The 17506-nt window shown below is 64.8% G+C and carries 14 protein-coding genes and 1 pseudogene; 10 read left to right on the top strand and 5 right to left on the bottom strand.

The window, feature by feature from the left end; all coding sequences use genetic code 11:
• Positions 1-229 precede the first annotated feature (229 nt).
• From G6P88_RS09925 to G6P88_RS09900, 6 genes are all read left to right on the top strand, one after another.
• Positions 230-496, top strand: a complete 267-nt coding sequence (locus G6P88_RS09925) for a hypothetical protein (RefSeq protein WP_165323008.1) — start codon at positions 230-232, stop codon at positions 494-496.
• A gap of 48 nt (positions 497-544) precedes the next feature.
• Positions 545-2581: a hydantoinase/oxoprolinase family protein gene (locus G6P88_RS09920; protein ID WP_206335914.1), complete on the top strand. Its 2037-nt coding sequence runs from the start codon at positions 545-547 to the stop codon at positions 2579-2581.
• 44 nt (positions 2582-2625) lie between these two features.
• Positions 2626-4644 carry a hydantoinase B/oxoprolinase family protein gene (locus G6P88_RS09915; RefSeq protein ID WP_165323007.1) on the top strand — a complete coding sequence of 673 codons (2019 nt, stop codon included), beginning with the start codon at positions 2626-2628 and terminating at the stop codon, positions 4642-4644.
• A 126-nt stretch (positions 4645-4770) separates the two neighbouring features.
• Positions 4771-5808: a LysR family transcriptional regulator gene (locus tag G6P88_RS09910; RefSeq protein WP_165323006.1), complete on the top strand. Its 1038-nt coding sequence runs from the start codon at positions 4771-4773 to the stop codon at positions 5806-5808.
• 62 nt (positions 5809-5870) lie between these two features.
• Positions 5871-6662, top strand: coding sequence for an SDR family NAD(P)-dependent oxidoreductase (locus G6P88_RS09905; RefSeq protein WP_165323005.1), 792 nt, complete (start codon positions 5871-5873; stop codon positions 6660-6662).
• Between the two features lie 41 nt (positions 6663-6703).
• Positions 6704-7594: an HpcH/HpaI aldolase/citrate lyase family protein gene (locus G6P88_RS09900; RefSeq protein WP_165323004.1), complete on the top strand. Its 891-nt coding sequence runs from the start codon at positions 6704-6706 to the stop codon at positions 7592-7594.
• A gap of 28 nt (positions 7595-7622) precedes the next feature.
• Here G6P88_RS09900 and G6P88_RS09895 read toward each other — a convergent pair whose 3' ends face one another.
• The 5 genes and pseudogenes from G6P88_RS09895 to G6P88_RS09880 all read right to left on the bottom strand — a co-directional run bounded on the left by G6P88_RS09895 (position 7623) and on the right by G6P88_RS09880 (position 11161).
• Complete coding sequence (locus tag G6P88_RS09895) at positions 7623-8519, bottom strand: HNH endonuclease (RefSeq protein WP_165323003.1); 897 nt, start codon at positions 8517-8519, stop codon at positions 7623-7625.
• 64 nt (positions 8520-8583) lie between these two features.
• Entirely contained in the window at positions 8584-8910 is a 327-nt protein-coding gene (locus G6P88_RS20310) for a restriction endonuclease (RefSeq protein ID WP_247710587.1), read from the bottom strand.
• Positions 8911-9293: 383 nt separating this feature from the next.
• Positions 9294-9476: pseudogene (locus tag G6P88_RS20305) on the bottom strand (winged helix-turn-helix domain-containing protein); the annotation flags it as partial.
• A 136-nt stretch (positions 9477-9612) separates the two neighbouring features.
• Positions 9613-10374: an IclR family transcriptional regulator gene (locus G6P88_RS09885; RefSeq protein WP_165323002.1), complete on the bottom strand. Its 762-nt coding sequence runs from the start codon at positions 10372-10374 to the stop codon at positions 9613-9615.
• Entirely contained in the window at positions 10364-11161 is a 798-nt protein-coding gene (locus G6P88_RS09880) for an IclR family transcriptional regulator (RefSeq protein WP_165323001.1), read from the bottom strand. The genes G6P88_RS09885 and G6P88_RS09880 overlap by 11 nt, the downstream gene beginning before the upstream one ends.
• Positions 11162-11447: 286 nt before the next feature.
• Between G6P88_RS09880 and G6P88_RS09875 the strand changes: the two genes are divergently transcribed.
• Genes G6P88_RS09875 through G6P88_RS09860 form a run of 4 tightly spaced genes read left to right on the top strand, consistent with a single transcriptional unit; the run spans position 11448 to position 17454 of the window.
• The gene (locus tag G6P88_RS09875) at positions 11448-12308 is read left to right on the top strand and encodes an amidohydrolase family protein (protein ID WP_165323000.1); all 861 of its coding nucleotides are present in this window, start codon (positions 11448-11450) and stop codon (positions 12306-12308) included.
• The gene (locus tag G6P88_RS09870; RefSeq protein ID WP_165322999.1) at positions 12305-13876 is read left to right on the top strand and encodes a class I adenylate-forming enzyme family protein; all 1572 of its coding nucleotides are present in this window, start codon (positions 12305-12307) and stop codon (positions 13874-13876) included. Before G6P88_RS09875 ends, G6P88_RS09870 begins: the two co-directional genes overlap by 4 nt.
• Before the next feature lie 41 nt (positions 13877-13917).
• On the top strand, positions 13918-15252 hold the full coding sequence (locus G6P88_RS09865; protein ID WP_165322998.1) for a spinster family MFS transporter: 1335 nt from the start codon (positions 13918-13920) through the stop codon (positions 15250-15252).
• A gap of 30 nt (positions 15253-15282) precedes the next feature.
• Positions 15283-17454 (top strand): TonB-dependent receptor, encoded by a 2172-nt coding sequence (locus G6P88_RS09860; RefSeq protein WP_165322997.1) that lies wholly within the window; start codon positions 15283-15285, stop codon positions 17452-17454.
• Positions 17455-17506: the final 52 nt, after the last annotated feature.

The raw sequence follows: 17506 nt of genomic DNA, 5'->3' as shown, positions 1-17506 counted from the left end.
GCGGATTGCGCGCCGCAGATCAAGTCCCGACCGCCAAGTTGGCCGCCACGAACCTGGATTCGCCCAGAGCGATGTTCGGTCGCGATGTCCAGAGCAAGCACAAGTCTCATCTTTGCAAGATTTGCACAGGTCATGTTCCGAGTTTCGGCTTTTCGGACGGCTGCTCCCGCCGCATAGTTGCCGCACGCCGGATAAGGCGTCGCCACCAAGGCGGGAGAGGAATGGCGCGATGAAGCAGGATGAATATGCCGAGTTTCTCCGTCCGGACGCTACGAAGCGCCCTGTCAGCCGGGATTATCTGGAACAGCTCGGAGTCGATCTCGAAGCCGACTTCCCGGGCTCCACGCCTGAGGATTTTCTCGAATATCCGGTGCTGGGCGAAGGCGGCTGGTTCATCGTCGTCAAGCATCAGCGCACCCTTGCGACGGTGAGCCGGAAGCCCTGGCGCCTGCTGGGGCCCATTACCTTGCTGTCCGACGGGCTGGACTTCGATTGACGACAGAAGGTGAGCCCGCAACGGGCCGCTCTTCCGGGGAGGATGCATATGTTGATCGGTGTTGACGTTGGCGGCACGTTCACGGACGTCGTGGCGATCAAGGATGGCGACATCCGGACCGTGAAGGTTTCGACCGATGTCCGGAACACGGAGCGCGGCGTGCTGGCCGGCGCCAAGGAAATGGGCGTCGAAAACGCCGACATTTTCAGCCATGCGAGCACGCATGGGCTGAACGCCATCATCACGCGCCGCCTGCCTAAGATCGGCTTTCTGGCGACCGAAGGGCATCGCGACATATTGGACGCGGGACGCACCTGGCGCCCGACGGCGGACCTCACCAATCCGCATTGGCGCCGCCCGTTCGGCGACGCTGCCAAGCCGCTGGTGCCGCGCTATCTGCGGCGGGGGATCACCGAGCGCATCACCGCCGACGGTTCGGTGCTGATCCCGCTCGACGAAGCGCAGGCACGCGAACAACTGGGGGTGCTGCGCAAGTGCGAGGTCACGGCAGTCGCGATCTGCCTGCTCAATTCCTACGTCAATCCGCAGCACGAGATCCGGCTGAAGGAGATCGTGCGCGAGGAGTTGGGTGATATCCCCTGCTCGATTTCCAGCCAGGTTTCCCCGCTGGCCAAGGAATATGCACGCGCGTCGACCACCGTGATCGACGTGTTCATGCAGTTGATCTACGGCGATTATACGCTTCGCCTGAACGACGGCCTGCGCGACCTGGGTTTCGAGGGCGAACTCAATTATGCGAACTGTGCGGCCCAGTTGGTCGCGGCCGACGTGGCGATGCAGCGTCCGTTCGAGATCGTCTTCGCCGGCCCCGCCGCCGGCACGATCGCCAGCGCGCATTTCGGACGGCTCATCGGTACCAGCAACCTGCTCTGCGCGGATATCGGCGGCACATCCTGCGACATCAGCCTCGTCAGCGATTTCCGGCCCTATGTGAACACCACGTTCGAGCTGGAGCATGATCTGATCGTCAACGCTCTGTCGGTCGAGGTGTCCAGCATCGGTGCGGGCGGCGGCAGTCTCGTTACGATCAGCCCGGCCGGCGAATTGCTGGTCGGGCCCGGAAGCGCGGGTTCGGATCCGGGGCCGGCCTGCTACGGCAAAGGCGGTCAGCAGCCGGCGGCGACCGACACCTGCCTGCTGATGGGGATCATCGATCCGGACAGGTTCGCGGGCGGCCGGATGCAGCTCGACAAATCGCTGTCGCTCAAGGCGTTCGAAGCGCTCGACACGACCCTGTCGCTGCAGGATCGCATCCGCTACGCCTTCTATGTCGGGATCAACAATATCGCGGAAGGGCTGACGAACGTCGCCATTCAGCATGGTATCGATCCGCGCGACTACAGCATCGTCGCCTTCGGCGCGGCGGGCCCCATGCTGCTCCCGGCGGTGCTCGACCGCGTCAACGCCGCCGAGGTGATCGTGCCGCCGCATCCGGGCCTGTTCTCGGCCCTCGGCCTCGTCAGCTCGGAGCAGACCTATAGCGACAGCCGGAGCGCCTATACGGTGCTGACGCCCGACGCGGCCGAGGATATCGAGCGCGTCTATAGCGAGATGGAAGCGCAGATGCGCGAGCGCTTCAAGGATCGCCATCCCGATCCCGTCTTCGTGCGCGCCTTCGACGGCCGATTGCTGGGGCAGAGCTGGGAGACCCCGTTCATCCCCATTCCGCCCGGTGCGATCACGGCCGAGACCATCGAGACGATGATCTCCAATTTCCACGACACCTATGAGATGCGCTCGGGCAACCGCTTCCCCGGCCTGCCCGTGCAGGGCGTCACCTATCGGATCGAGACGCTCGTCCCCACGGCCAAGGTGGACTATCCCAAGCTGCCGAGGCGCGAGAGCGGCCAGCCCACCCCCAGCCGCACGATCGAGCTCCACTATCTCGATAGCCAGCCGATCCCGGCCAACGAATATCAACGGGCGGAGCTCCGCTTCGGCGACGAGATCGTCGGCCCGGCCATCATACGCGAGGAATCGTCGACGACCTTCATGCTGCCCGGGCAGAAGCTGGTGGTCGGCGAATATGGCGAACTGCACATCAGCCGCATCGAGAAAGACTGAGCGAAGACCGAACATCCGCAGCGCTTCCATCGAAGGACAACAGCATGGCTTCTTCCATCACGGATACCCTCGCGGCGCCCAGGGATCGCGACGAACCATCGGCGCAGACGCCCGCCGCATTGTCTTTCGACGATCTGCCGCTGCGCGCACTGACCGACGAGCAGTTCCTCGCTCGCTACAAGACCGACCGCTTCACCGCGTCGATCCTCGCCAGCCGCATGCGCTATGTGGTCAAGCATATGAGCACGGTGCTGCTCACCACCGCTTTCTCGATGATCCTGCGTGACTGGTATGATTTCGCCGCGACCATATCGGGTCCGCGCGACATGAATTATCCGATGAGCACCGGATCGGACAGCCTGTCGATCTTCATGTTCACCATGCCCGAGGGCATCCGCAACACGATCGAGGAGTTCGGCCCGGAGAATCTCCGGCCCGGCGACGTCATCATCGCCAACGACCCCTACCGCACGGGGCTTCACGTCAACGACGTCAGCTTCATTCGCCCGGTCTTCTACCGGGGCAAGGCGGTCGCCTTCGTGACGATCCGCGCGCACCAGCTCGACATGGGCGGCGTCGTCGCCGGGGGGTTCAGCGGCAACAAGAAGAATGTCTACGAGAACGGCCTCGTGATCTCGCCGACGCTGCTCTACCGCGACGACAAGCCGGTGCGGTCGGCGTTCAACTTCATCTTCGACAATGCGCGTTATGGCGAGCTGCTGCTGCCCGACATCCGCTCGCTCTATCAGAGCCTGCTGCTCGGCGAGCGCCTGCTGCTCGAAAGCATCGAGCGCTATGGCATCGACGCCTATCTCGGCGCGATCCGCTACAGCTGCGACGTCTCGGCGGACTCGATGCGCGAGGCGATCCGGACCAAGATACCCGATGGGGTGTACGAGGCCGAGGACGGCATCGATGCCGATGGCGTCGACGATACGCGCGATTATCGGCTGAAGCTCAAGCTCACCAAATATGGCGACAATATCGAGCTGGATTTCACCGGCACCTCGCCGCAGGCCCGCGCCAGCATCAATTGCGGCCCGCTCGACGTGAAGGCGGCCGCGGGCGTCGCGCTGAAGATGCTGATCGAACAGCAGAGCCCGCTGTCGTCGGGCTGCTTCCGCAACATCGACGTCGTCATTCCGCCCGGCACCTTCTGCAGCGCGACGCCGCCCGGCGGGCCGATCTTCATGTATTGGGAAGCCTCGATCACGGTGCTGCTCGCCATCTACAAGGCGCTGGCTCCGGTGCTGGGCGAGGACGCCATCGGCGGCGATTATGGCTCACTGATGCTGCACAATGGCAGCGGCCTGACCAAGTCGGGGCAGCCCTGGCTGACGGTCGGCAACTGCGGCGGCGAACATGGCCCGTGGGGCGGGACCAAGGCCGGCGATGGCGACAGCTACACCGTCTTCCACGTCAGCAACAATCTCGACCCCGCGACCGAGGCGGTCGAGTCCGACGTGCCGGTGGTCGTGATGCGCAAGGAATATGTCGCCGACACAGCCGGGCCGGGCGAGAATCGCGGCGGCGCGGCGGTCCGGCGCGACACGCTGTGGCTGGCCGATGGCGAGCATCTTTCGATCGCCCTGCACGCCAAGGAGCCGAGCGGGATCGGCGTCTATGGCGGGCGGCCGGGCACGACGCAGGCCTGCTGGCTGTTTCCCGGGGAAGAGGAAGGGGGTGCTGGCCTCGGCCCGCTGCTGCCGGCCGACGACTCCATCCTCGCCCAATCGGTGCCCGTGGTCGGGCTGCTCGACCCGGAAACCAAGCGCGTCGATCCGAATGGGCGCTATTATTACTACGCCTCGCGCAAATCCTGGGCGGTCAAGGCCGGCGGGGCGTTCCGCTTCCAGACCGGGGGCGGCGGCGGCTGGGGTAACCCGCTGGCGCGCGATCCGGAGCGGGTGAAACGCGACGTGCGCGACGAATATGTGACGATCGAGGGCGCCTATCGCGACTATGGCGTCGTGATCGAGGGCGATCCGATCAACGCGCCCGAACAGCTGGTCGTCAATGTCGAGGCGACCGCGCGGCGGCGCCGGGAAATGGCCGCCGCCTGAGCCGGGCGCCCGAGCCTTGCCTGTGCAGCGCGTGAACATCCTGCGACACCATGCCGAACGCGGATCGTCGGCGCTGGCGCGGGCATGCTATAGCTTTGCGGAGGGCGACCGGCCGCAGGAGAGAGCATGGATACGCTAGAGGGCATGCGCACCTTCGTTCGCGCCGTTCAGCTGGGCAGCCTGTCGGCGGCGGGGCGCGAGATCGGCCTTTCGCCGGGGTCCGTATCGCGCAAGATCAGCCAACTCGAACATGCGGTCAGCGCTCGCCTGCTCAATCGGACCAGCAGGAAGCTCGCATTGACGACGGCCGGCCGGGTCTATTTCGATCAGGCCTGTAAGATACTGGACCAGATCGACGCGCTGTCGCAGTCGATGGCAGAACAGCAATCGGCCCCGCGCGGCTTGCTGGCGGTTCACACCCGCGCCAGCATTGCCGAGAAATTCCTGTCGAACGCGCTCCCCAATTTCCTGCTGGCCTATCCCGACATCACGCTGAGGCTCGTCCTGTCGGAAGACAATCTCGACCTGTTCGCCAACAAGATCGACCTTAGCATCCGCATCGGCACGCCCGAGGAGCAGGATCTGACGATGCGCCGCCTGTCGCAGGGGCTGGAGCGGGTCCTCTATGCTAGCCCGCTCTACCTCGCGAGCCATCCGGAAATCCGCGAACCCGAAGACCTGCTTCAGCATAATTGCCTGTCCTTTCCGCAGCCGGGCCTCGGCGAAAAGGGGGAGGCTGTCTGGCACTACCGATCCGCGACCGGCCCGCGCGAACTGCGCGTGTCGGGCAATTTGCAGGTCAATGACGCCAACATCCTGCACAATGCCGTCGTGATGGGGATCGGCATCGGCCTTCTGCCGGCATGGCTGATCGCCGACGATCTGAGCTTCGGCCGGGTCAAGCGGGTGCTGCCCCATTATGAGTTCACCCAGACCGTGCTCGATCACGGCCTCTATGCAGTGTTTCCCACGACCGAGCTGATGCCGCCCAAGGTCAGGGTCTTCCTCGATTTCCTGATCGCGACGTTCCGGAAATTCGAGCCGGAGATCGGACGGATGGCGATGGATGCCAAGCGCCATTCGGCAGACAGCGGGCGTCACCCTCCGGATGCGCTGCGATGGGTGAGGCCCAGCATCGAGAACCGCCGCATCAACCAGCGCTAGGGTGGGCGAGGCCATAGCCGGTCAGAGACATGTAACGCAGATAGAGACAGTGGAGAGAGGATATGACGGACATGACAGGCACCAGCACCATGCGGCGCTTTTCCGGCAAGTCGGTGCTGGTGACGGGCGGTGGCGCCGGCATCGGGCGCGCCGTCGCTTTGGAGTTCGCGAAGGAAGGCGCCAATCTGATCGTCGCCGACGTCGATGAAGCGGCGGGCGGCGAATGCGTCGATCTCATCCGGCAGGCCGGCGCGCAGGGCGAGTTCATCCGTGCGGACGTGGCCAGCCCCGACGACGTCTCGGCCCTGTTCGCCACCATCGCGCGGAGCGGTACGCCGCTCGACATCGCGATCAACAATGCGGGGATCGAGGGTCATGTCGCGCTGGTCGAGGATCAGCCCGACGCGAATTTCGATCGCGTCTTCGCGGTCAACGTGCAGGGCACCTTCCAGTGCATGCGCGAGGAGGTGAAGCTGATGAAGCCGCGCGGAGCGGGGGTGATCATCAACTTCGCGTCGATCGCGGCGCATGTCGGCTTTGCCGGGCTGTCGGTCTACACCGCGTCCAAGGCGGCGGTGCTGGCGATGACCAAGTCGGTCGCGCTCGAACTGGCGCAGAGCGGGGTGCGGGTCGCATCGGTCAGCCCAGGCCTGGTACAGACGGCGATGCTCGAGCGCTTCTTCGCGGCCGACGCGAACGCCAAGCAGCAGATGACCGCAAGCCTGCCGCTCGGCCGGCCCTGCGATTCCTATGAGGTCGCGCGGGGCGTGCTGTTTCTGGCGTCCGACGATGCCAGCCTCGTCCTGGGACAGACGCTGAACCTCGACGGCGGCTGGGCCTATGTGAAATCCTGATCGGGCAGAGGATCGGGTTGGAAGGGATTCAGGGGAAGATCATGACGTCATCGTTCGAAGCGGCGCAGCGCGCCCGGTCCTGGCTGTTCGCGCCCGGCGACAGCGAGAAGAAGATGGACAAGGCGCGCGGATCCGAGGCGGATATCGTCATCATCGACCTCGAGGATGCGGTGGCCGAGGGCGAGAAGCCGGCGGCCCGCCTGCTGGTCCGTGCCTTTCTGGAAGCGCATTCGGCCGAACGTCACCGCCTGTGGGTCCGCATCAACCCGATCCAGACGCCCCATGCGCTGCTCGATCTGGCCGCGATCATGCCCGGAAGGCCGGGCGGGCTGATGCTGCCCAAGCCGCGCGGACGCGCCGATGTCGAACGGCTCGATCATTATCTGATGGCGTTCGAGGCGGCCAATGGCGACATGGAGCGCCAGACCGCCGTGATCCTCGTCGCGACCGAGACGCCCGAAGGGCTGCTGGCCACCGGCAGCTATGGCGACATGCCGCGTCTGGCGGCAATGACATGGGGCGCGGAGGATATCGCGACCGCGCTCGGCGCGACGACCAACCGCGATGCCGATGGCCGCTATGGCTTCACCTATGAACTGGCACGGACCTTCTGCCTGACCGGTGCCGCCATCGCCGGGGTGCCGGCGGTCGAGACGATCCACGGCGACTTCCGCGATGAAGCCGGCTTGGCGGCCCTCGCCGCCAAGGTGCGACAGGACGGCTTCCGCAGCATGCTCGCCATCCACCCCGCGCAGATCCCCGTCATCAACGCAGCTTTTACCCCCACGGCTGAGGAATGCGCCGCCGCGCAGGAGATCGTCGACCTGTTCGCGGCGAACCCGACTCTCGGGACGATCGGCCACAAGGGCGCGATGCTCGACCGTCCCCATCTTGTGCGCGCACAGGCGGTGCTGGCACGGGCGCGGGGGTGAACGGGGGCGCTGCTGGAGGTCGCGCCGCTCAGTGCTTGAAGCAGTGCTCCCGATGCCAGGCGAGAAAAGCGGGATGCGGACGTTCCAGCGCGCGCTGCGGAGGTATCGCAAAACCGGTCTTGTTGATCAGCGACCTGATGCTGTCCGGATCGTTGGCCTGACGGCTGACCAGGATTTCAAGGTCGTCCGACAAGGCGATCAGGCCGCGATCGAACATCCAGTGGACCGTCCCTGAAAGTGCGATTCCATTGGTAACGATGTCGGGTCCGCCGCGCTCCACTGGGCGGATGTGCGCGGCCTCGACCTCGGCCCGGCCTCCGCCATTGATGAGTTTCAGTCCGGTTACCGCGCATCGCGAGTCATAGGCCGCGACCACGCGGCGGCGGAACAGTCGATCGCGGACCAGGCGTGACCCTAGATTGGCCACACGGTCTCGTTCGATTTCGAACGCGAATGGCGCGCGTTCTTCGAACAGGGTGGCGTCGGGCGTAGCGCCGATCCTGGGGAGGAAGCTCAAATCTTCCGCCAGACCAACGTCGATGATGCAGTTGAAGTCGTCAGTCGATAGGGGCCGCACCGCCGCCTGCGCTCGCCCCGAGATTTTGCCCTGGTCGTTAAGGACGCCTCGTTCGACCAGCCCCAGCGGTCCGTTGAACGGGACGGGATTGGGGAAGTCGAGATATGTGCCGGGTTCGATCAGGGCGACATACATGCTCTTTGCGGCCGGGTCGGGCGTCACATGCGCAACCTTCGCCACGGCAAAATAGCCGCGCGTATCCCGGACCTTGCGGGGCTCATAATAGATGATCCAGTCGCCTATGCAGGCACTGACCCGGCCGAGATATTGCTTGGGAAACTGATAGCGCTCGGCCGGGCTGTCGTCATAGATCGAGTCCGTTCGATGGACGAAGATCCCTTTCGCCATTGCAGTCAGTCCTTCGCGACGACGGAAACGATGCTTCTGCGAAGAGGTGTCGCGCATTGCTTCGTCATTCGCTGAAGAAATCCTCGTCGATCCGTTTGACCTCGATCGATCGGTAGCGCCGGACGCCGACGTCGAACTCGATCATCAAATCGCACAGCCGCTCGCCATCGATCAGGATTATCCGCTGCTGCAATCCGCTGGCATAATCCTGCGCCTGCTTGCTGAACGACGAGGTCGTGACGAACACACCCTTGCTGGCGCCGAGCCCGACAAGGCTGCCCACAAACCCCTGTATCTCCGGCCGTCCAACAGCCGAACCGGGGGCATAGCGCTTCGCCTGAACATAGATGCGATCGAGGCCGAGACGGTCTTCGTCGATGATACCATCGATGCCACCGTCCCCCGATTTGCCGAGACGTCGCGCGGCGTCTTCGTGCGAGCGCCATAGCCCATCGCGACCAGCAACTCGACGATCAGGCGTTCGAAAAAGGCTGGAGACTGCTCGATGATCCGCGCGAGAAGATCGGCCTTCAGAGCGGATGTGAGAAGGCCGCTTGCAGCATCGATCTGTTCTTCGGGGGTCGCACCCGAAGCGGTCGCTTCTGCCACCGCCGCAGCCTGATCGATCGGCTGCGATGTTCCCGTCTGGTCGTAAAATGCCCTGAAAGCAGGGTATCCCTTCAGCCTCTCGACGTCGATCCGACCGGGCTTCTGGGCCAGCAACGCCTTTCCTGCATCGGTCGCGACAAACACGCCGCGCTGCGGGCTGGCAATCAGCCCCGCCTTGGCCATGTAGAATTTGGCCCAGTGAATGCGGTTGTGCAGCACTCGCTGCTTTCCGCTGGGCAGCATCTCCTCTCGTTCCTCGCCAGACAAGCCCAGTCGGTCGGCGATCGTCTCGGCGGCTGCCGGCACGCGTATTGCGCCCTCGGCCGCGACCGTGAGGACGGGAAGCATGAGCGCCTGATAATCGGGGATCGCCATGGGGTGCTGAGTAACAACGGCCATGCTCATCGCAAACAGGAAAACGTGCGTATCCCGTCACGTCGAAGCTGGTTGGTGGATAGTCCGACAACAGGCGAGGAGACCCTGCTTACCCCATTCTGCCCCGGCGCGCGCGGTGTTCCGCGAGGATCTTTTCCACCGCTGTGACGATCGCCGCTTCGGCCTCGCGGATCATCTCGGTCGGGCCGGCGACGGAGAGGATCAGCGGGCGGGGATCGCGGTCCTGCCGCAGCGGCCAGGCGATGGCGCCGACGCTGGCGATGTAGCGGCCATAGCCGACGCCATGGCCGGCCGCGCGGATCGCGGCGATCTCTTCGGCGATATGCGCCATGTCCGGGGTCTCGCGGCTTTTGGCGGGCAGCTTGCGCACGCGCTGGCCCAGTTCGGCGATCTCGCGGTCGCTCCGGCAGGACAGGGCGACCAGGCCGATGATCGAACCGAACAGGGGGGCATGGGTGCCCGGGTCGATGTTCAGCGTCAGCGGGTTGCGGCCGGGGCGGACGCGCAGAAACTCCATCCACAGGTCGTTCTGGCCGACGATCGAGACGGTCTCGCCGGTCGCCTCGCCCACCTGCCGGATCAGATCGTCGAGATGGCCCTGGACGAAGCGTGCCCCCACCCAGCGGCCGAGGTTCGACAGCCGCAGGCTGGGCTCATAGCGTCTTTCGAGCGGGTCGAAGGCGAGATAGCCGAGCTGCACCATCGTCTTGAGCAGTGCCAGCGTGCTCGATTGCGGCCATGTCAGCGCGCGTTCGATCGCGGTCGCCGTCATCGGGCGCTGCTCCGCTTCGAACAGCTCCAGCACGGCGAAGACCCGCGCGGCCGATTTGACGATGCCGTCACCGTCCATGGCGGGGCTCCCGACTCCAGTCGCCGGGCACGCCCTTGGCCGGGAAGCCATGGCTTTCGAGCAGCGCCGGAATCAATTTCGCGATCTCCTTTTCCGATGCGCGCACTTCGTCGATCGGGCCGCCGATCGACAGTACCAGCACGGGGGCCGTCGGCTGGCGCTGCAGCGGCCAGCTCAGCACGCCGATATGCGGGATGAAGCGGCCGTAGCCGGCACTGAAGCCCTCCGCACGGATGCGGGCGACATGCGCGAGCACTTCGTCCAGATCGTCGACCCGCTCGCCGAGCAGGCTGGCCCGCCGGTTGACCCGCTCGGCGAGCCGCGCAATTTCGGCATCGCCCTTCGTCGACAGGGCGACGCGGCCCATGTTCGACCGGAACAGCGGCCCTTTGAGTCCCGGATTGATGTTCATGCGCAGCGGCCGGCTGCCCGCTTCGACCAGCAGGAACTGCATCCGCAGGTCGTTCTGACATGAGATGGTGACGGTCTGCCCGGTCATTGCGGCGCAATCCTCGACCAGCGCGTCGAGGTCGCGGCGCTCGTCGGCGCCGTCGATCCAGTCGCCGAGCCGCGCCACCCGGATCGTAGGCGAATAGCGGCGTTCGATCCGGTCGAAGGACAGATATCCGAGCGCGACCATGCTCTTGAGCAGCGCCAGCGTACTCGACTTGGGCCAGTCGAGCGCGCGCTCCACCTCGGTCGCGGTCAGGCCATCGCGGCGGCGGTCGAACAGTTCGAGGATCGCGAAGACACGCCCCACAGACTTGACGACATCGTCCGCGCTCATCTCCGCATCCGTCGTTCTGCCATCGCCGCCTCCCGGTCGCGCCAGGCCATTCCACCTCACGCTACGGACAGCGGCGGCTGCGGGTCAATGGGAGCAGGAATGAAATGCTCGAAAACACATATCTGTCCAGCAATGCGACGGCGGCGGATTATGCGCATTGGGCGATGCGATGAAACACAGAAACATGTTTTTGCTTATCGCATTCATGATGACGTTGACCCGTCATGGAAGCGCAACCTAGCCTTGTGTCCGAGGTGGATGCGCAGACTCCAGCAAATGGGTACCCATGTCCGGATATATCGACATCGTATGCAATATCTTCACGCCTGAGGCCGTCCAGAAAGGCTGGACCGGCCTCGACGAGACTTTCAAGGAACAGGTCCGCATGGATCCGGCGCTGCGGCCCGGCATCGCGATCGAGGACTATCTTCGCAAGATGGACGCCGCCGGGATCGAGCGGTCGCTGCTGATAGCGGTGCGCGCCGGCGACCTGCGCGTGCGCGGCAGTTTCGAGGTTCCCTATGAGGCGATCGCCGAAATCTGCGACCGCCATCCCGACCGCTTCTCCGGGCTCGCCGGGGTCGATCCGACGCGCGGCATGCAGGGGCTGCGCGATCTGGAGAAGGGTGTGCGCGACTATGGCTTCGTCGGCGCGCACTGGTACCCGCACTGGTTCTCGATGCCACCCAACGCGCCGCAGATTTACCCCTATTACGCCAAGTGCTGCGAGCTCGACGTGCCGATCATGATGCAAGTCGGTCACAACCTCGTCTACTCGCGCGAGCGCCGGCTGCCGTCGGTCGCGCAGCCCATCCTGCTCGACCAGGTCGCGATCGACTTTCCCGAGCTCGTTCTGATCGGCATCCACGTCGGTGTTCCGTGGACCGAAGAGATGATCTCGATGTGCTGGAAGCACGACAATGTCTACACGGCGGGCGACGCCTATGCGCCCAAGCACTGGCCAAAATCCTATGTCCATTATGCCAACAGCTATGGCAGCCATAAGGTGCTGTTCGGGACGGACTTCCCGGTGATCGACCCGGAGCGGGCGGTGCGCGAGGTGGGCGAGCTCGGCTTCCGGCCCGAAGCGCATGCGAAACTGATGCGCGACAATGCGCTGCGCATCTTCACGAAGATTCCGCGATGACCGGACCCGGCGTCCGCGCCTATCCGGGCAACCCCGCGACCCTGCCGCCCGGATTCCAGCCGATGACCTTCGGCAATGCGATCCGGGCAGCCTGCGCGCGGAACCCGGAGAAGCCGGCTGTCCTTTATAACGACCAGGTCCGCACCTATGGCGAGCTGGTCCGACGGAGCGACGCGCTGCGCGATGCGGCCATCGCCGATCTGGGGCTGCGCAAGGGCGACACGGCGGCCATCGTCGCTCGCAACTGCATCGAATATCTCGAGGTGGTCGCGGGGCTGCCCGATGCCGGCGTCGGCGTCGCCACGATCAACCCGCGCCTCACCCCGGCGGAAATCAAGGTCGCGATCGAGGACTCGCGCGCCCGGCTCGTCATCTGTGACGAACAGAGCATCGGGCTGGCGCGGGAGGCAGGCCTCGATCCGTCGGTCCGCCTGATCGCGCTCGGGTCGGATTATGAGGCGCTGCTGGCGTCGGCGCGCCGGCCCGATGCCTATCCCCGGATCGAGGAATGGGACGTGTGGACAATTCCCTACACCTCGGGGACGACCGGGCAGCCGAAAGGCGTGCTGCTGTCGCATCGCTCGCGCATGCTGGTCGGGCTCATCTCGGGCTCGGAGTTCGGCTGTTTCGGCTATGACGACGTCTTTCTCGCCATGGCGCCGATGAACCATGGTGGGGGACTGGGCTTTCCTGCGGCGACGCTTGCCAGTGGGGGGACGGTCGAGATCCTCGACCGCTACAACCCGATCGAGACGCTCGACCGGCTCAAAAATGGCGGCATCACCGGCGTGTTCATGGTGCCGACCCATTTTCAGATGATCTTCGAGCTGCCGGCCGAGGTCACCGATCCCTATCGCCGCCCGCCGATCAAGACGATCATCTCCAACGCCGCGCCGCTGCCGCAGGCGATGAAGGAGAAGATCATCCCCTGGTTCGGCGAAGGGATCCTTCACGAAATCTACGCGTCGACCGAGGCGGGGCTGGTCTGCAACATGCGCCCGGCCTGGCAGCTCCAGAAGGAGCGCTGCGTCGGCACGCCGATTCCCCATGTCGCGGTCGAAATCCGCCGCGAGGACGGAAGCGTTTGCGACGTCGACGAGGTCGGCGAACTGTTCAGCCGCTCGCCGATGCACTTCAACGGCTATTGGCATCGCGAGGAAGAGACGGCCGCCGCGATCCAGGGTGACTGGGTGACCGTGGGCGACATGGCCCGGCGCGACGCCGACGGGTTCATCTATATCGTCGACCGCAAGAAGGACATGGTGATATCGGGCGGGGTCAACATCTACCCGCGCGAGATCGAGGAGGTGCTGGTCCGCCATCCCGCGATCATCGAGGTTGCGGTGGTCGGTATGCCTGACGAGCGCTGGGGCGAAACGCTCAAGGCCTTCGCCGTTTTGCGAGAGGGCATGACGCTGACCGCCGAGGAGGTCGGCGACTTCTGCGCGGGCAGGCTCACCGCCTATAAGATTCCGCGCGCGCTGGAGATCATCGAAGCGCTGCCGCGCAACGCGAACGGCAAGGTTCTGAAGCGCGAGCTGCGCGATCGCCCGGCCTCGGCGGCCTGACGACGATGTCCCGCCAACCATCGAGCCTGGGGAGATAAACGATGGTGAGGACCGACGACTCCGCCCCCGCACCCGACGAGCGTTATGGCTGGTATGCCGTTTCGGTTCTGGTCCTCGCCTACACCCTCTCCTATGTCGACCGGCAGATACTCACTCTGATGGTCGAGCCGATCAAGGCGTCGCTGCAGATCAGTGACGTCCAGATCAGCCTCCTCCATGGCCTCGCCTTCGCGGTCTTCTACACGCTGCTCGGGCTGCCGATCGGACGGCTGGCCGACCGCTACCGCCGCGTCACGATCATCTCGACCGGCGTGTTCGTGTGGAGCGCCATGACGGCGCTGTGCGGGCTCGCGCGCAATTTCGGCCAGCTGTTCGCCGCGCGGGTCGGCGTGGGCGTGGGCGAGGCGGCGCTGTCGCCGGCCGCTTATTCGATGATCGCCGACTATTTCGGCCGCAAGACGCTGCCCAAGGCGATGTCCTTCTATACCGGAGCTATCTACCTTGGTGCCGGCCTTGCCCTGATCGCGGGTGGCACGCTGGTCGGCCTCGCGCCGCCGATCGACCTTCCTTTTGTCGGGCATCTCGAATCCTGGCAGACGGTGTTCCTGATCGTCGGCGCGCCGGGTGTGCTGGTCAGCCTGCTGGTGGCGACCTTGCGCGAGCCGGTCCGGCGCGGCGTCGATCCCGCCAAGGCGGACTTCCCCAGCGTGGGCGAGCTCTTCGCCTATCTGGGCACGCATCGTTCGAGCTTTGCGCTGCTGATCCTCGGCTTCGCTGCCTCGGGGCTGATGTGGAACGGCGCAACCGCCTGGATCGCAACCTTCTTCATCCGCCATTTCGGTTTTACCGCGCCAGAGATCGGGCTGGTCTTCGGTGTCATCCTGCTCGTCGTGGGCAGTGCCAGCATCATGGTGGGGGCCTGGCTCTCGGCAATCCTGTACGCGCGGGGAATGGCTGACGCCAATGTCGTCGTCACGGTGGGGGCGGCTTGCATCGCCGTTCCCTTCGGTGTCGCCGCGCCGCTCGTTGCCGACCCGCAGCTGTCGCTTCTGTTGTTCGCGCTGTTCGTCGTCGGAGGAGCCATGCCCTATGGCTGCGCCGCCGCCGCCCTGCAGGAGATCACGCCCAACCGGATGCGCGGCCAGGTTACGGCGATCTACTTCCTCTGTCTGAATCTGGCGGGCATCGGCCTGGGCCCGACCGTCGTCGCGCTCTTCACCGAGAAACTGTTCGGCGATCCGCGCTTCGTGGGCCTCGGCCTCGCGCTGACCATTGGCCTCGCTGGCCTTTTGTCGGCCGCGCTGCTCACCTCTGCACGACGACCCTATCGGCGCTCATTGGCGTCCATCAGCCAGGCACGGGATGCCGCCGGTTAGAGAAATATTCTTCGGGAAAAGGGGACTATCATGACGAACAAGCATAGGTTCGCCACGCTGAGTGGCTTTCTGTCGGCGTCCATCCTGCTCGCGTCCGCGGCGCAGGCGCAGGAACAGCAACCCCAGGAGGAAGGCCTCGGTGACATCGTCGTCACCGCACAACGCCGCTCCGAAAGCCTGCAACGTACCGCTGTTTCGGTCACCGCGATCGATGCCGCCGCGCTCGAACGGCAGCAGATCACCGACACCAAGCAGATCGTGTTCAATGCCCCCAACCTGACCGGCAACAACAATGTCGGGCAGAACACCGCGACGACCTTCTTCATTCGCGGTGTCGGTACCACCGAGAATCTCGCAACGGCGGACACCAGCGTCGGCCTCTATGTCGACGACGTCTATATCTCGCGCCAGGCGGTGAACAATTTCTCGCTGTTCGACGTCGAGCGCATCGAGGTGCTGCGCGGGCCGCAGGGCACGCTTTACGGTCGCAACACCAATGGCGGCGCGATCAAGATCGTGCCCAAGGCGCCGGACGCCAAGACCGCCTTCGCCCTCTCGGGCTCCTATGGCAATTACGACCGCTGGGAAGGGCGGCTCTCCGCCAATGTACCGCTCAGCGACCGCATCTTCGTGCGCGCCAATCTGCTCGTCCAGCAGGGCAATGGCTATATCTACAACCGCACGCTCGACAAGAAGGTCAACGATCAGGACTATGCCGGTGGCCGCATCGCGGTGCGCGCGCTGCTCACCGACAGCCTGACCTTCGACTATGCGTTCGACTATGGCCGCGACAAGACCAATGGCGGTTATGCCTCCGACATTGCCGGATCGCTCCGGCCCTCGACGGGCGACCTGTTCACCGTCGTTTCGGGCACCGATGCCAGCGGCTATGCGCGCGGCATGGGGCATTCGGGCAAGCTGTCCTGGGACGTCAACGACGATATCTCGGTGGAATCGATCACGGCCTGGCGCTCGACCAAGCAGAACCTGCTGCTCGACCTCTCCGATCAGCCTGTTCCGCTTTATGTCCTCGACCAGAAGCAGCTCGCCAAGCAGTTCAGCGAGGAGATCAAGGTCAACGCGACGCTGAGCGACGCGCTCAAGCTGACCGCCGGCTTCTTCTACTTCGACGAGAATATCGACGCGGACGTGACCGACACGACCCGCAGCGCGCCCACCGCCGCGCCGAGCATCTTTCGCAAAGTCTTCGAAGTCGACGTGAACAGCTGGGCGGCGTTCGGCCAGCTCGAATATGCGGTTCTCGACAATGTGAAGCTGGTGGCGGCCGGTCGCTATACACATGAGAAGCGCGAACTGACGGTCACGCAGACGAGCAACCTTGCCGGGCCGCTGTTCAACTTCACCACCGCCGATCTGCTGACCCGCGCGGCCGCCGGCCAGGATTTCGACAATAAGCGTACCTTCAACAAGTTCACGCCCAAGATCGGGATCGACTGGACCGTCAATGACGACCTGTTCGCTTATGCATCCTGGACCAAGGGCTTCCGCTCGGGCGGCTGGACCGGCCGCGCGCTGCGCGTGGATCAATATATCAACTTCGATCCGGAAGAGGTCGAGAGCTGGGAAGCCGGTACGAAGGTCAGCCTGTTCGACCGCAAGGTGCGTTGGAACAGCTCGGTCTTCTACATGAACTACTCGAACCTCTTCAACACGCTGACGGTCAATGGCGCCTTCACGGCGCAGCTGGCCGACGCGCGCATCTATGGTCTGGAGAGCGAACTGACGATCCGCGCCGCGCCATGGCTGGACCTGTTCACCAATGTCGGCCTGCTCAACGCGCGCTACAAGGGTAACCGCCCCGCCAACCTCGCGGACAAGCTGCAGCGCGCGCCGTCCTTCCAGGGCAAGGCCGGCTTCTCGGTGGACAAGCCGCTCGGCGCGGGCAGCCTGCTGGTCACCGGCGACGTCTTCTACACGGCGCATTATCTGGTGACCCCGGCCAACCTCGCCTTCACCGCGCCGCTGGTGCCCGTGAACAGCAACCGCAGCGGCGATTTCGCGCTGGTCAACGCCTCGGTTGGCTATCGCTGGGGCGCAGACGATAATTACCAGCTGACCCTGTCCTGTTCGAACTGCTTCAACCGGGAGTATTTCGACGCACAGACGGTGATCGGCCGCTATGCGGCGGCCTATGCGGGTGCACCGCGCTTCTACAAGCTCACCGGGACCGTGAAGTTCTGAACCCTGGAGCGGTCGGGGCCCTGCAGGACGTGCGCGCGTGAGCGCAGCGCAA

This window comes from Rhizorhabdus phycosphaerae, from assembly GCF_011044255.1.
GTDB classification, from domain to species: domain Bacteria; phylum Pseudomonadota; class Alphaproteobacteria; order Sphingomonadales; family Sphingomonadaceae; genus Rhizorhabdus; species Rhizorhabdus phycosphaerae.
The sequence above is the reverse complement of the archived record's forward strand: the minus strand, read 5'-3'. Positions and strand labels throughout refer to the sequence as shown.

Excerpts from the sequence above, each read along its gene's own strand:
- G6P88_RS09925 (WP_165323008.1), top strand. The coding sequence starts at position 230 with ATGAAGCAGGATGAATATGCCGAGTTTCTCCGTCCGGACGCTACGAAG.
- G6P88_RS09920 (WP_206335914.1), top strand. The coding sequence starts at position 545 with ATGTTGATCGGTGTTGACGTTGGCGGCACGTTCACGGACGTCGTGGCG.
- G6P88_RS09915 (WP_165323007.1), top strand. The coding sequence starts at position 2,626 with ATGGCTTCTTCCATCACGGATACCCTCGCGGCGCCCAGGGATCGCGAC.
- G6P88_RS09910 (WP_165323006.1), top strand. The coding sequence starts at position 4,771 with ATGGATACGCTAGAGGGCATGCGCACCTTCGTTCGCGCCGTTCAGCTG.
- G6P88_RS09905 (WP_165323005.1), top strand. The coding sequence starts at position 5,871 with ATGACGGACATGACAGGCACCAGCACCATGCGGCGCTTTTCCGGCAAG.
- G6P88_RS09900 (WP_165323004.1), top strand. The coding sequence starts at position 6,704 with ATGACGTCATCGTTCGAAGCGGCGCAGCGCGCCCGGTCCTGGCTGTTC.
- G6P88_RS09895 (WP_165323003.1), bottom strand. The coding sequence starts at position 8,519 with ATGGCGAAAGGGATCTTCGTCCATCGAACGGACTCGATCTATGACGAC.
- G6P88_RS09885 (WP_165323002.1), bottom strand. The coding sequence starts at position 10,374 with ATGGACGGTGACGGCATCGTCAAATCGGCCGCGCGGGTCTTCGCCGTG.
- G6P88_RS09880 (WP_165323001.1), bottom strand. The coding sequence starts at position 11,161 with ATGAGCGCGGACGATGTCGTCAAGTCTGTGGGGCGTGTCTTCGCGATC.
- G6P88_RS09875 (WP_165323000.1), top strand. The coding sequence starts at position 11,448 with ATGTCCGGATATATCGACATCGTATGCAATATCTTCACGCCTGAGGCC.
- G6P88_RS09870 (WP_165322999.1), top strand. The coding sequence starts at position 12,305 with ATGACCGGACCCGGCGTCCGCGCCTATCCGGGCAACCCCGCGACCCTG.
- G6P88_RS09865 (WP_165322998.1), top strand. The coding sequence starts at position 13,918 with ATGGTGAGGACCGACGACTCCGCCCCCGCACCCGACGAGCGTTATGGC.
- G6P88_RS09860 (WP_165322997.1), top strand. The coding sequence starts at position 15,283 with ATGACGAACAAGCATAGGTTCGCCACGCTGAGTGGCTTTCTGTCGGCG.